Source organism: Microbacterium sp. 69-10, assembly GCF_001897945.1.
In the GTDB taxonomy this organism is placed as follows: domain Bacteria; phylum Actinomycetota; class Actinomycetes; order Actinomycetales; family Microbacteriaceae; genus Microbacterium.
The window spans coordinates 53,113-66,826 of the sequence record NZ_MKRT01000022.1 but is presented as its reverse complement, the minus strand read 5'-3'; the positions used below and the strand labels follow the sequence as shown (position 1 = coordinate 66,826).

The following is a 13,714-nucleotide window of genomic DNA, read 5'->3' as shown; positions in this document are numbered from 1 at the left end:
CTGCGGGTTCGGCGCCGAAGATCTCGGGCATGATCGCCGGAACGGTCTCGGCATCCGGATAGCGCAGCATCCGCACGCCTCCGACCGCATCGCACAGGCCGGCGATCGACTGCAGCGGAGCCGGATGGTCGCGCAGGTAGCTCATCTGCGTCACGAGCTCGGGCAGCGCCTCAGCGAGGGGCACGGTGCTCAGCTGCGGGGCGGCCAGCTCCGGATCACGATCGATCAGCACGAGCCCGCTGAGCCGCAGGGGGGCCGAGGGAACCGGGAGGAGCCCCGCGTCGACGGGCGAGACCTGCTCCTTGGGGAGATCCTTGCGCACCACGGATAGCGGCTTGCGGTACGGATGCACGGATCGGGTCTCATCCGCGGCGACGGTCTCGTCGGAGACGTAGCCGAATCGACGGCCCAGCGCGCGGCTGAGGGTCGTCTTGCCACGGCCGGAAGGCCCGACGAACGCGATGACGCGTCCATCGGCATCCGCCACACCCGCCGCATGGAACATCAGCGCGCGTCCGCGGAGGGCCTCCAGCGCGGCCAGCGTCACGTCGACAGTGAGCTGTTCCATTCCGCGGTCGAAGGACTTCCCGGCGTAGAACGAGACGGTCAGGTCGGGCATGGTCACGGCATCCGCGCTGGCCGCTCCGCTCCATGCCGCGCGGAGCCGCTCGCGCTGCGCGTCGTCGAGAGCGTCACCGGGCGCGATCAGGACGCGCAGCCCGAGCACGTCGACGACGAGGTCCGCCGTCATGACGCGCGATGCGTGCTTCTGCGCGGCGGAGTCCCGTCGTCATCGCGCGCTGACGGCTCGGCACGCACAGGTTCGCTGCTCGGCGTGCTCGCGAGCAGCTCGGCGGCCTCGTCCTCGGGCTTCTCCACGCGGTAGTAGTCGCCGTGGTACTGGTAGCCGTAATAGGCGGCACCGCTTCCGCGCCGCGGGACGCGGTTGAGCACGATGCCGAGGGCGCGTGCGCCGGCGCGCTCGAGGTTGCTGAGCGCCTTGCCGAGCACCTCGAAGGTGGTCTTGCCGACCGTGGCGACGATGATCGCGCCGTCGGTGCTGTGGGCGAGGACGGCGGCGTCGGTCACCGGGATCAGCGGCGGCGCATCGATGATCACGATCGCCTCGCGGGAGATCGCCTCGAGCAGCTCCTTCATGCGTGCGGAGCCGAGCACCTCGCTCGGGTTCGGCGGGATCTTGCCGGCGCCGATCACGAGCAGTCGCCCGTTGCCGCCGACGCGGTGCGCGACCTCGGCCAGCTCGGCACGTCCGGCCAGCACGTCGGACAGGCCGGCGCCCTTGGGCAGGCCGAAGACAGTGTCGATCATCGGGCGGCGCAGGTCGCCGTCGATCAGGACGACCTTCTGACCGCTGGAGGCGAGCGTGATCGCCAGGTTCGAGGCGGTGGTCGACTTGCCGTCGCCGGGAAGCGGGCTGGTGATGACCATCACCCGCGGCGGGTTGTCGACGTCCATGAACTGGATGTTGGTGCGCAGCTCGCGCATCGCCTCGGCGATCGCGAACAGGTGCGCCTTGGAGCTGTTGGCGGAGTTGCCGCCGTCGAACGGGATGAGACGGTCGTCCGCGGTGAACGATTTCTCCTCCGGGACAGTCCCGACCACCGCGACGCCGGTCTCGCGCTCAACGGACTCGACAGACCGGATGCGGCGATCGAGCGTGTAGCGCAGCAGGCCGTAGCCGATCGCGAGGGCGAGGCCGACGAGCGCACCGATCGCGAGAGCGAGCTTGGTGTTGGGCGACGACGGACTGCTGGGCAGGCGGGCCGAGTCGATGGGACGGAGGAAGACGGCGCCCTGCTTGGTCGCGTCGCCTGCTTCGATGTCGTTGACCTCGGCAGCCATGCCACGCACCCACGCCTCAGCGATGTCACGGGCCTTTTCGGGCGTCGACGCGTTGGCCGTGACGCGTAGCGAGGTCGTGTCGAGCGGGTTGGTGACGTTAATGGCGGAGACCAGTGTGTCAGGCTTCTCGTCGAGCGAGAGCTCTTTGATCACGCGGCTGGCGACACTGCGCGAGCTGCCGAGTTCGACGTAGGTCTTCACCTTCTGGTTGGCGATGTTGTTGCCGACCGACTGCATACCGAGGTCTTCTGATCCGGTGTTCGCCTGCACGATCGCGGTCGAGTCGGCCGTGTACACCTTGGGCTGCGTCAGCGTCCACCCGAAGGCGAGCACGACAGCCCCAACGATGACGGCCAGCATGCCCAGCCAGTGTGCGCGGAAGATGCGCAGATAGTCTTTCAACTCCATGTGCGTGCGCACCCCTCAGTCTTGACAACGCAACAGTGCCTTCGAATCTAGCAGTTGGACTGACTCCGACTGGCTACTGGCTCGAGTGGGGCGTGAACCCATCGGCATTCAGATCATGTGCCTCACCCCGGGCGACCTTGAGATCGGAGGCCAGCTCCTCGACAAGCGCGTCGATCGCGTCGGGTCCGAGAACGGGCCCGACCGGGATCGTGCCGTTGGGTAGCGCAATTAATCCGGCGGGGTAGGTCGTCGCGCCGAGCCGTTCGGAAGCCATCATCGCAAGGTCTCCCAGGTCGACATCCGGCGGCAAAGCCCCGTACTGCTCTATCGCCCCTACGACAGCCACGCGGACTGGCGCGAGCGATGCCCGATAGTGTTCCAGCCGTTCGCGGACCAGGTCACAGAGGTAACAGGTCTCACTCAGCACGAGCAGCAGAACGCCGTGCGGCGAAGCGACTTCATCGATCGTCGCGTAGCGGCCCGTCGCATCCAGAAAAGCCACTCTCGGGGATGCGACCGGAGCCGGCACCCCGCCACCGAGGGCGTGACTCTGATGCTGATCAACGTCAGGAGCTACTTGCGGATCACTTGTACCACCGGATTCAGCAGCGACGAGCAACGCGATCATCCCGCCCAGCAGCAACGCACCGGCAAGAATCTCCGGGATGCTGAGTTCGAAGACGAGCGTGAGAATGTTCAGGTTCGCCGATGCCGGGGTGGTCTGCACAAGGATCCCGATCAGCGCCGCGGATGCGCTGGCCAGTAGCACGGCGTTGCGGACGATTGTGGCCGGGCCGACGGCTCTACGCATTCCAAAGCACATGCATTCAGCATCAGATTTGCGCGCGTGCGCACGCACAACCACGATCAGAAACACCAGGAAAAGAGCCGCGCCAGCTGCCGCGGGGATCAGCCAGAACGGCGATGGCGTCATCAACCATGCACACGCGATGACGAGTTCACCCACCGGCAACCATCGTGCGCCCAGACGGAACAGATCGGTCTGTGGAAGACCCAGACCGATCAACGTCAGATTCGCGCTCTCCCTCTTGATCAGTTTTGATATTCCTGACCAAACGAGAACGAATGCGCACAGCATCGAAGCAAGAAGCATGAGAACAAGGTAAGTCCGCGATGGTCGTTACTGGCGCGACGCCCACCGCGGACTATTCGATCGTAACCAGACTCAGGCGCTGCAGCTGTAAGCGCGGATAGTTCCGAGGAATGGAATCGTCAGCGCAACGCCGGACACGCTCATGGTGTCGGAGTTACGGCCCGGCCCGGACTCAGTGCCGGACGGAGAACTGACATAGGTCAGCTGTGCATTCTGTCCCGCGAAGACGGAAGCGAAGGAGTCCGGCAGGTAGTCCACTCGCATCGGGGTGGTCGGCGTGATGTCCTGCGCGGTAGTGATCTGGTAGACGCGCTTTCCGCTGAGAATGCCCAGATCGACCACGTTGTAACCCGCGTTCGGGTCACTCTGGAACAGGCCGAGGTTCACCAGCCCGTTGGTCACCGTCAGCTGGAACACCGACCCCGCCGGAATCGTACCGCTGTCGGCGTAGATGTTGAAGTACGGCTTCTTGTTCACGGTGACGCTCGCCAGGACGCACGACTCGCGCTGCACGCGCACGTCGAAGGTCTGCCCCGACGCCGCGTAGGCCGGCGCAGCGACTGCGGCTGCGATCACAGGAGCCGACCAAGCGGCGCCCTTCAGGATGGTGCGGCGCTCGATCTGACGCGGTGCCTTGGTGTTCTCGTCCTGCATAGTTCTGCCCCTCAGAAGATTCCCAGTGGTGTCGCAAAATGCGTGTTGCGCGGCCGGAATGGCCACAACCTCGATCATCTGAGTGGAGTCAGAACACCTCAATGCTCAGGTCGCATAATTACTCGAAGCGGTCGCAAAACACATGCTCCGCTGCCGACAACTCCTCAGGCAGAGAACATCCGAGCCTGGCGCGCACGGCTCGGATGAGGGAGCCCGCGCGATGCGAAAGCACGTCGAAGCGCCGCCGCCGTGCGGAATCCCGCGTGCACGGCGATCTCCGCGATGCCTATTGGGTCGTAGGCAGGATCCCCGAGCAACTCGTTCGCCAGATCGATCCGCATGCCACGAAGCTCGTCAGCCGGGGTGCTGTGCTCGGCCGCGAACATCCTCTGCACATGCCGCGTGGACATGTGCAGTTCTGCGGCAAGCTCCGCGATTCCGAAGTCCGGTTCGGCCCGACGCATCAACATCAGAGAACGCGCCCGATCGATCATCCTGTCCTCGCGTGCAGCGGCAATGTTGCCCGGAACCGACTCCAGCAGCACGCCGAACGCCATCTCCAGCACGACCCGCTCAACCAGATAGTCGGTGTACGCTGTTGGCTCCGCCTGCTGTGTGACCAGAGATGTCAAGAAGGCGCGGAGCCCCGCGGTGAGCGGCGTCGACGCCATGATCTGACCCGGCGCCCGAACCCCGTCCTCGACCTCCTGCAGCGAGTCCCACGGTAACCAGATGCAGATTCCGGACCCAGCCGCGTCCGCCTCGACCAAAGTCCGACGGAACGGATGCAGAAAAGCCGCTTCTCCGACTCGGACAGTTTCTTCGCCCACATCACCGCGAACCCGCATCGGCACATCGGCGAACGCGAGCCCCGCGACAACCGCGCGCGAGTCAGGCTGACGCTCCCAATTCCAGACCGCGCCCCTGTCAAAAGCGTGCCTGGTGGCCAAAGTGCTGCGATGGCGACGAGCCACCGTCGGATGTTCGTTCCCCTGCCCCAGCAGTCGCATGACAGCAGATACGTCGATGACGTTCCCCAAGACGGACCTCCCCAGATCTTCGACGAACGCCCGGCCCCACCCGTTGACGTTCTGTTCCCAGCGACAGGATAGCCCGAACGCGCGTTCTGCGACACCACCGAACAACTCTGCGACATGTCCCAGCTCTCCTGCGAGCCGCATCGACAAGAGGCTTTCTGGCGACAGTTCTGCTCTCTTTCGCGACACAAGTACGCCCGTTGTCGATCGGGCGCAGGAGCCTGGTCTCGGACCGAACCCGTCGGCCTCACTCGCGCGCCCGCGCCCTATTCCCGTGGAGCCCCAATGCACGACGCACCTGCTCTCATCAGCCCTTCTCCTTCGAACGCTCCGAGCAGGCGCTCCGTGCTGCGCGCTGCGGCGTGGTCGGCTCCCGTGATCGCGGTAGGAGTCGCGATGCCCCTGGCTGCCGCGAGTCAGCGCACGAGCAGCGATCTGGTGTTGAGCTTCGGAACGCCGATCGGCGGATCGACTCGCGACATCACGTTCGCCGTCGTCGACTTCATCGATCGCACGATCCGCTCACTGGGTCCGCAGAAGCCGACAGCTCCCGAACTCGTGCTGCCGCCCGAGCCCGTGCGCCCTTCTGGTTTCCCCAACCCGTTCGATCCCGCTTGGCAGGCGTACGCTGCTGCGCTCGCGCAGTGGGGGCTGGATGTCGCGGCAGCGAACGCGGACTTCGCGCAGGAGACCGCCGACTATCTGCAGAAGCTCGCGACCTACTCCGCGTGGGACCTCGCGGTGAAGACGATCATCGATCGTCTTCGGGCCGCAGCCGTGCAGAGCGAAGGCCTGTTCTTCGCATCGGCGACCTACCCTCGCTCGCTCTCCGTCTCCAACAACGGCCCGCAGGCGATCCCCGCAGGCACTCTGGTCACGGTGCAGGTGACGACGGATGCCAAGATCGTCAACGCCTATCTGCCGACGACCGGACCCGTCCAGATCGGCCAGACCGGTGGTACGACGATGCTCAGCTACACCACCTCGAGCACTGTGCCGGTGGGCGGCGAGGTGTTCTCCCAGCCGCTCGTGTACAACCCTGCGTCCGTGACGCTGAACATCACAGGACAGGTCACGCAATCGTCCGTAACGGCGATGCTCTCGCCCACCAGTCAGGACACCGATCTCAATGACAACGGCGATCTGGCGGTGTCCCCGATCGGTGTGCGCCTGGATGTCGCAACCGGAGACGTGCAGGCGATACTCGGCGAATGGCAGCAGCTGCTGGACGACGCCATCGCCTTCTACGATCTGGTGTCACCGCTCCTGCCCGATATCGACTGGAGCAGCCTCATCCGGGGTGTCCTGCCGCTTCCCTGAGCGGATCGCGCTGCAACGTGGGCGAGGATGTAGGGGTGACCTCCGACGCCACCGCAGCCGCACCCCGTCCGCTCTGGCGGCGCATCACCGGGAGCTTCTGGTTCCAGCTGATCGCCGCCTTCGTGGTCGTCGGCGCCGTGCTCTCCTTCGTCGCGAAACCGTACTACGTGCCGTCCGGGTCGATGGAGCAGACGCTGCTGCCCGGTGACCGAGTGCTGGTGAATCGGCTGGCCTACCTCGGCGGCGGGCCGGGCACAGGGGACATCGTGGTGTTCGACGCCGACGAGACCTGGGGCCCGGACGGCACCGCCGATGACGGGCCGATCAAGGGCGTGCTGCGCTGGATCGGCGAAGTGACCGGATTCGGCCCGTCCGGCCCGCACACCCTCATCAAGCGGGTCATCGCGGGCCCGGGCCAGACGGTCTCCTGCTGTGACGCCGAGGGGCGCCTTCTGATCGATGGCAAGCCCCTCGACGAGCCCTACGTGTTCGAGGACCTCCCGTTCACGCCCGGTTCGCTGGACTGCTCCACGACTCCGGCCTCTCCGCGCTGCCTGCCCGAGGTGACCGTGCCCGCCGGCTCGTATCTGGTGCTCGGCGACCACCGATCGAACTCGGCCGACGGCGCGTATCCCTGCCGGCTCCCGGGTGCAGATGCTGCCACCTGCTACCGCTGGGTGAAACGCGATGAGATCGTCGGCAAGGCCGTCGTGATCCTCTGGCCGATCGGCCGGTGGAGCGGGCTCTGACGCCCCGAGGCGTCTTCTCGACACGTACTGGGGTCAGGCGGGCGGGCGCTCACCGTGCAGCGACTCGTAGACGTCGCCCACGAACGCTTCGATATCGGGATGTCCCACGACGGGCCCGCCGGCGAGCAGGCCGTCTGCGCCAAGCAGCACCGCACTGGGTGTGCGCGGCATGTCCAGGGAATCGCGCACGTGTCCGTCCGGGTCGTGCAGGGTGAACGGCGCCGCAGTGCTGACCATCGGGCTCACGTCGGGCGTCGTGCGCACCAGCAGCTGCACGGATGCCTCGGGCAGCAGCTCACGATAGGCGTCGGCGCGTTCGATCACCGGCTTGCACGAGCCGCAGGTCTCCGACACCGAGAGCAGCAGGATGGGCTTCTGCATCGACAACGTCCGCAGATTCATGACGGCTCCGTCGCCGCGGGTCACCGGCACGGCCGGCGTGCGGGTGCGGAGGTAGTCCTCCAGCTCCTCGTCGGCGACGTCGGAGGGAGCAGCAGCGGCTATCGAGGCGGTGGGCTGGTTCAGCAGCACGAACGTGAAGGCGACGGCGGCGAGGCCCAGGGTCCACGGCCACATCCACGTCGCCACCGCAGCGACCCCGCCCAGCAGCGGCGTCGAGCCGACGCCCACTGCCGCCAACGCCGCCATCACCACCAGCCAGCCGTTGCGCAGCAGCGTGCGCGTGGTGATGGGCTTGCGCTCGCCGAAGCACGCGCAAGATGCATCCGGGGTGCGCTGCTTCGCCCGCCACACCATCACCAGGTAGATCGCGAACAGCACAGTGGCGGCGACCGCCGCGAGGACGCCCAGCACGCCGCCGAGCGCAAGCAGCGCCGCGGCCAGCACGATCTCGGCGATCGGATGCAGCCGCATCAGCCAATGGCGTCGCAGCGCCGCAGGTACGCCGAGTTCCGCCCATCCGGCCTCATCGTCGGGTGTGCGCAGCTTCGCGATGCCACTGACGAGCAGCACCGCCACGACGATCAGCGCGGGCGCGGGCGCGAACGCGAAGTAGATCATGTGTCCCCATCGACCGTGAGCAGTTCGGCGGCAGCGAGGGCCCGTAGTACCTAGTCATTGTCTCGCACGATGCGTCCCGCGAGGTCCGCGCGCTGAGTCGTTGCCCGTGGGGCGCTGAGCCTGCCGAAGCGCCTCGGCGATCGTTTTCCGTCGCTCTTCGATCAGTCAGCGACATGATCGGGTTCACTATGCGACATCTCCGCCATTGTCGGAATTGTCATCTGACATCTCGCCGCTCCCCCGGGCGGCACTGCTCTGCTTTCACAGTGCCTTGCGTACGAATTCCAGGAGAAACATGACCATCGAAAACACCAACGTCTCGCGCCGCACCCTCGTCAAGGGCGCCGCCTGGTCGCTTCCCGTCGTCGCCGTCGCAGCAGCCACCCCGCTGGCTGCCGCTTCGACGTCGAACGCCAACGTCGACTGGACCGGTAACAACTCCGGCCTGCTGCAGCTCGACCTGCTCGATGAGGGCGGCGTCATCACTGCCGCGGCAGTGGTCACGGTGCCCGACGAGTACACCATCACCAACGGCACCGGGGCAATCAGCAACGAGGTCGCCACGGTGACCATCGCCGTCGGGACCCCGAGCGGGATCAACATCAGCCTCGGGCATGTCCGCGGTTTCGGCGTCGTCTCGGTGGATGGAATCGCCACGTCTGACGCGGAGCGCAACGTGAACTATGCGTCTGCGTTCGGCTTCCCTACGACGACCTGGACCGGCACCCGTACGGTCAACATCGCCAGCAACGGTTCGCTCGTCGTCCCCGTGGTGTTCGGTCTTGCGGGCGAGTCGACCTCGCTGCTGGATGTGTCGCTGCTGGCCACCTTCCCCGTGAACCTGACGGTGGAGTTCGCAGATGGTTCCTCCTACCTGGCCACATCGTCGATCAGCGTGCTTGCCAACGCAGGGATCCTCTGATCTCGTTCGTCTGACGAGAGGCGCATCCGCGGCCGCGGGTGCGCCTCTCGTCCGCCTGGTGGCAATGCTCGCCACCGGGATAGGGGAAGATGGAGGCGTTGCTATCTGGGGAGGAAAAGTACATGCGTCTTTCTGTGTTCGGTTGCGGCTATCTCGGTGCGGTGCACGCGGCCGCGATGGCGTCCATCGGCCACGAGGTGGTCGGAGTCGACGTCGACCCGCGCAAGATCGAGTCGCTCGCCCGGGGCGAGGCGCCGTTCTTCGAGCCTGGTCTGCAGCAGCTCCTCTCCGAGGGCGTCGCGTCAGGTCGGCTGTCGTTCACGACGGATGCCTCCGCCGCCGCGGGCGCGAAGGTCCATTTCGTCGGAGTCGGCACGCCGCAGCAGGCCGGCGGCCACGCGGCCGATCTCACCTATGTGAACGCGGCGATCGACGACCTGCTCCCCCATCTGTCCGCGGGCGACATCGTCGCCGGCAAGTCGACGGTGCCCGTCGGCACGGCGGCCGAGCTGGCGCCGCGCATCGCGGCCACCGGCGCTGTGCTCGTGTGGAACCCGGAATTCCTGCGGGAGGGGTGGGCCGTTCAGGACACCATCGACCCCGACCGCCTGGTCGCCGGAGTCCCCGCCGGCGAGGAGGGGCAGCGCGCGGGAGAGGTGCTGCGCGAGGTCTATCACCCGGCTGTCGCGAAGGGCACCCCGTTCATCGTCACCGACTACGCCACCGCGGAGCTGGTGAAGGTCTCGGCCAACGCGTTCCTCGCGACCAAGATCTCGTTCATCAACGCGATGGCCGAGATCGCCGAGGCGACCGGGGCGGATGTCACGCAGCTCGCCGACGCGATCGGCCACGACGCCCGGATCGGTCGCAAGTTCCTCGGCGCAGGCATCGGGTTCGGCGGCGGATGCCTGCCGAAGGACATCCGTGCTTTCGCCGCACGAGCCGAGGAACTCGGCCGAGGCGAGTCGGTGAACTTCCTGCGCGAGGTCGACGCGATCAACCTGCGCCGGCGCGATCGGGCTGTCCAGCTGGTCGTCGACGGACTGAGCGGCAGCGTGCACGGCAAGAAGGTGGCCGTGCTGGGTGCGGCGTTCAAGCCCCACAGCGACGACGTGCGCGACTCCCCTGCCCTCGATGTGGCCGTGCGCCTCAATGGGCTGGGTGCGGAGGTGGTCGTCACCGATCCGCAGGCGATCGAGAACGCGCGCCGGATGCACCCGCAGCTGACTTTCGAAGCGGACCGCGACGAGACGATCCGCGATGCCGCGGCCGTGGTGATGGTGACCGAGTGGGACGAATACCGTCGTGAGCTGTCGCCGGAGCACGCCGCCACGCTGACTGACGGACGCGTGGTGGTCGACGGTCGCAACGGCCTGGATGCGGCTGCGTGGCGTGCGGCCGGCTGGTCGTATTACGGGATGGGACGGCCATAGTGACGGGCCTGCTCGTTCACGAGTGGATCGAGTCCTCGGGCGGGGCGGAGAACGTGCTCGAGGCGATGGCTCGAGCCTTCCCGGATGCCGACATCCAGTGCCTCTGGGACGACGCTCCGCACCGCTTCGCCGATCGCACCGTGCGCGAGACGTGGCTGGCGCGCACCCCCTTGCGCCGGCACAAGGCGCTGGCGCTGCCGTTCACCCTGGGTGCGTGGCGAGGACTCTCCGCGCCGCACGACTACGAGTGGATGCTGGTGAGCTCGCACCTGTTCGCGCATCACGCGACGCTCGCTCGCCGAGACGTTCCGAAGTACGTGTACGCGCACACACCGGCGAGGTACATCTGGAACCCCGAGCTCGATGAGCGGGGCAACAGCATTGCGGTGAAGGCCGTCTCGCCGCTGTTCCAGCGCATCGACCGCCGGCGTGTGCAGGAGGCCACGGCGATCGCCGCGAACAGTGCGTTCGTGCGCGACAGGATAGCCGAGGCCTGGGAGCGCGAGGCCGTGGTGATCCACCCGCCGGTGGCTGTGGAGCGCATCTTCTCGCAGAGCGACTGGCGCACGGAGGTGACGGATGCCGATGAACTGCACCTGCTGGAGCAGCTGCCGACCCCGTTCATTCTCGGCGCCTCCCGGTTCATCCCCTACAAGCGGCTGGATCTGGTGATCGCGGCCGGTGAGCGGACGGGCCTGCCCGTCGTGATCGCGGGTCGCGGCCCGGAGGAGCAACGGCTTCGCGCGATCGCCGAGACGGCGAAGGTTCCCGTGCGGATCGTCGTCTCCCCCTCGGATGCACTGCTCTACGCGCTCATGCAGCTCGCCAGCGTGTTCGTCTTCCCTCCGGTGGAGGACTTCGGAATCGTCCCCGTCGAGGCGCAGGCCGCAGGGACGCCGGTCGTGACCGGCCCGGTGGGTGGACAGTTGGAGACGTTTGAGATCGGGGTCAGCGGGATCAGCGCGGACTCCGCTGCCGTCGACGATCTTGCACGCGCGACCAATACTGCCATGATGCTGCCGAGATTTGATCCGCAAGCGCAGACAGCCCACTTCACGGAAAGAACTTTTGCTCAGCGCATCAGCTCATTCGTCAGCAGTGGTCGTTGAGCGCCGCCCAGTCCGGTTCTGTGTCGGGATTCGGGCTGCGAGGTCATCAACGATCATCTGAGCAATGCGCTCCCAGCTGAAATCATTGCTCCTCACGTGTGCGTTCTTCGCGAACCTGGCATACTCGTCAAAGTCACGGAGCAACGCAGTGATGGCACTGGCGATCGCCTCCGGACTGACCTCCGTCAGCACGCGCCCATCATGTCCATGCTCTACGAGGTGGGGAAGCTCGCCCGAGTCACTGACGATGCAAGGCAGACCATAGGCCATCGCCTCGGGCACGACGAGGCCATAGGACTCTCTGTGGGCAGGGAGCGCGAAGACCGTCGCCTGCGCGTACAACTCAGCCATCCGGGCCTTGTCTCTCACCAGGCCGAACCAGCGCACTCCCTCTGCATGGTACTCGGGCGCGTCCTCCGATGGGCCGACGATGCTCAGTGTAAGCCCGGGGAACGCTCTCCTCGCCAGCCGGAATCCTTCGAGCAGTTCCGGCAGGCCCTTGCGGACAGGATCCTTGCCGACGAAAAGAATGTTCAGGGCGGCAAAACGATCTGCTACGGCCTGCATAGTCAAGTCCGCGAGGCCAGGTAGCGTGGTTCCGGCTCCCACCTGCGTGATCTTCCCCGCGTCGACGCCGTAGTCCTCGATCAGGCTTCGCGTCGCAGCCCTCGAAGCCGTATAGACCGCGACCGCACGCCGGTAGAACTCCCCTTCCACCTCGACCTCGCCCGCAAACTGACGATCAGAGAGCGCCCAGCTGTCGTCGTACCCACGAACCATCGTCACGGTGGCATCGATGAAAGACGCATATGGCACAGATTTCAGCGGTGAATACCATGTGCGTACATGCAGCGTGGCGTCGGGCGACCGCAAAGCGCGCACACCCCTGCTTCGCTTCCATGATCGCGCCCTGGGTAACATCCTGCCGTGCAGGTAGTTCCGCTCCCAGTCCGCACGAACGGGGCGAAAACTCAATGCCTTGATCGCCAACCGCACCAACTGTTGCGGTCGAGCATTGATCTCATAGATGCGCACGGAAGCGATGGAATCGAACCCTCGACGCAAGTAGTGCGGCACCCCCGAGGCTCGCATATTGTCGTTCGCATCGCCATAAGAAACGTAGGCGAGACGAAACTCCTCGGTCACTGCGTCACCCCCCAGGCTGTCAGTTCGTAGGCGGCTTCCTCGACGGCGTGAGGTGTCACTCTTCTCATCATCAGCCGCCTCCCCTCCCGGTCAAGCGTATCGAAGGCTGCTGACTGTGCGGGGGGGCGCAGCACCGCGCTCCCGCCTGTCGAGCGCACGCCGAACCTCTCAGGGCTGTTGGGGTGCCCCGGGTCGTCTCGCTCCGGGAAGCAGGAGATGACCAGCGTTGGCACGCCGAGGGTCGCTGCAATATGAGCCGGTCCGCTGTCGTTCCCGATGAACAGCGCGGCTTCGTCAACCTGCGCTGGCAGAGAGTCGAGGCCGACTTCGCCCGCCACTGATCGAACTCGCGTAGGATTCACCGCGACCAGCGGCTGATGCGCCGACCAGTCACCCGGCCCACCGACGAGTACGATCTCAACGCCCTCCACGTGCAACAGGGACCGAATCAGTTGCATCCAGGATTCGAGCGGCCACTGACGGAAGTCGTCGTGCGCGCTGGTATGTATGAAGACCCGCCGAGGTCCGGGCCGAGAGTCGCGGACCTTCTTCAGCCCGAAGAACGCCCTGGTGCCGCCGTCGTCAAGCGGCAATGGCAAGCCGAGCGCCTCGACCATGGTCGCGACTCGTTCGGACTCGTGAGCGTGCTCGCGATCGTCCCGAGCAATGATCGAGAGCAACCGCCCTTCCCGGCGTTCTTTCGGTGAGGCCTGTGGTTGCAGAGACGGATCGTGGCCGGCCACTGGCACCCCCACTCCTGCCGCGAAGAATCGCAGGTTCTGCCCTCGGTCGGTATCCCAGCGCGGCAACACCAGAAGGTCGAACCTACCTTTGAACAGCCTGCCCATCCGGTATGCGCGCCTCTGCCCCAGAGCACTGATGGCAAGGATTTTCCCCAGCGAGCCATGCGGCCACAGCGTATGGTGCGCCGCCCACAGA

Annotated in this window: 13 protein-coding genes; 5 read left to right on the top strand and 8 right to left on the bottom strand. The window is 66.2% G+C overall.

Annotated elements, in window-relative coordinates; translation table 11 throughout:
* The 5 genes from BGN97_RS09375 to BGN97_RS09355 all read right to left on the bottom strand — a co-directional run.
* Nucleotides 1-751, bottom strand: a 751-nt coding sequence (locus BGN97_RS09375) for a hypothetical protein (protein ID WP_292700476.1), incomplete at its 3' end; no start/stop codon positions are given.
* Complete coding sequence (locus BGN97_RS09370) at nt 748-2,271, bottom strand: polysaccharide biosynthesis tyrosine autokinase (protein WP_292700473.1); 1,524 nt, start codon at nt 2,269-2,271, stop codon at nt 748-750. The genes BGN97_RS09370 and BGN97_RS09375, both read right to left, overlap by 4 nt.
* 73 nt (nt 2,272-2,344) lie before the next feature.
* Nucleotides 2,345-3,385 (bottom strand): MauE/DoxX family redox-associated membrane protein, encoded by a 1,041-nt coding sequence (locus BGN97_RS09365; protein WP_292700471.1) that lies wholly within the window; start codon nt 3,383-3,385, stop codon nt 2,345-2,347.
* A 72-nt stretch (nt 3,386-3,457) separates the two neighbouring features.
* Nucleotides 3,458-4,039: a hypothetical protein gene (locus BGN97_RS09360; RefSeq protein ID WP_292700468.1), complete on the bottom strand. Its 582-nt coding sequence runs from the start codon at nt 4,037-4,039 to the stop codon at nt 3,458-3,460.
* Nucleotides 4,040-4,203: 164 nt separating this feature from the next.
* Nucleotides 4,204-5,220, bottom strand: a complete 1,017-nt coding sequence (locus BGN97_RS09355; protein ID WP_292700465.1) for an AraC family transcriptional regulator — start codon at nt 5,218-5,220, stop codon at nt 4,204-4,206.
* Between the two features lie 252 nt (nt 5,221-5,472).
* On the opposite strand from BGN97_RS09355, the gene BGN97_RS09350 reads away from it, so the two are divergent.
* Nucleotides 5,473-6,396, top strand: a complete 924-nt coding sequence (locus tag BGN97_RS09350) for a hypothetical protein (RefSeq protein WP_292700462.1) — start codon at nt 5,473-5,475, stop codon at nt 6,394-6,396.
* A 35-nt stretch (nt 6,397-6,431) separates the two neighbouring features.
* Nucleotides 6,432-7,145: a signal peptidase I gene (lepB, locus tag BGN97_RS09345; RefSeq protein WP_292700459.1), complete on the top strand. Its 714-nt coding sequence runs from the start codon at nt 6,432-6,434 to the stop codon at nt 7,143-7,145.
* Between the two features lie 33 nt (nt 7,146-7,178).
* On the opposite strand, the gene BGN97_RS09340 is transcribed toward lepB, so the two are convergent.
* On the bottom strand, nt 7,179-8,165 hold the full coding sequence (locus BGN97_RS09340; protein ID WP_292700457.1) for a MauE/DoxX family redox-associated membrane protein: 987 nt from the start codon (nt 8,163-8,165) through the stop codon (nt 7,179-7,181).
* A 295-nt stretch (nt 8,166-8,460) separates the two neighbouring features.
* On the opposite strand from BGN97_RS09340, the gene BGN97_RS09335 reads away from it, so the two are divergent.
* The 3 genes from BGN97_RS09335 to BGN97_RS09325 all read left to right on the top strand — a co-directional run bounded on the left by BGN97_RS09335 (nt 8,461) and on the right by BGN97_RS09325 (nt 11,629).
* Nucleotides 8,461-9,087 carry a hypothetical protein gene (locus BGN97_RS09335; RefSeq protein ID WP_292700454.1) on the top strand — a complete coding sequence of 209 codons (627 nt, stop codon included), beginning with the start codon at nt 8,461-8,463 and terminating at the stop codon, nt 9,085-9,087.
* A gap of 122 nt (nt 9,088-9,209) precedes the next feature.
* Nucleotides 9,210-10,520: a UDP-glucose/GDP-mannose dehydrogenase family protein gene (locus tag BGN97_RS09330; RefSeq protein ID WP_292700451.1), complete on the top strand. Its 1,311-nt coding sequence runs from the start codon at nt 9,210-9,212 to the stop codon at nt 10,518-10,520.
* Complete coding sequence (locus BGN97_RS09325) at nt 10,520-11,629, top strand: glycosyltransferase (RefSeq protein WP_292700448.1); 1,110 nt, start codon at nt 10,520-10,522, stop codon at nt 11,627-11,629. The genes BGN97_RS09330 and BGN97_RS09325 overlap by 1 nt, the downstream gene beginning before the upstream one ends.
* Here the strand turns inward: BGN97_RS09325 and BGN97_RS09320 are convergent.
* Together BGN97_RS09320 and BGN97_RS09315 are read right to left on the bottom strand one after the other, a co-directional pair.
* Nucleotides 11,606-12,775, bottom strand: coding sequence for a glycosyltransferase family 4 protein (locus BGN97_RS09320; protein WP_292700447.1), 1,170 nt, complete (start codon nt 12,773-12,775; stop codon nt 11,606-11,608). The two genes, BGN97_RS09325 and BGN97_RS09320, sit on opposite strands and share 24 nt — an antisense overlap.
* Nucleotides 12,772-13,714: glycosyltransferase family 9 protein (locus BGN97_RS09315; RefSeq protein WP_292700445.1), on the bottom strand; the 943-nt coding region annotated here is incomplete at its 5' end. The genes BGN97_RS09315 and BGN97_RS09320, both read right to left, overlap by 4 nt.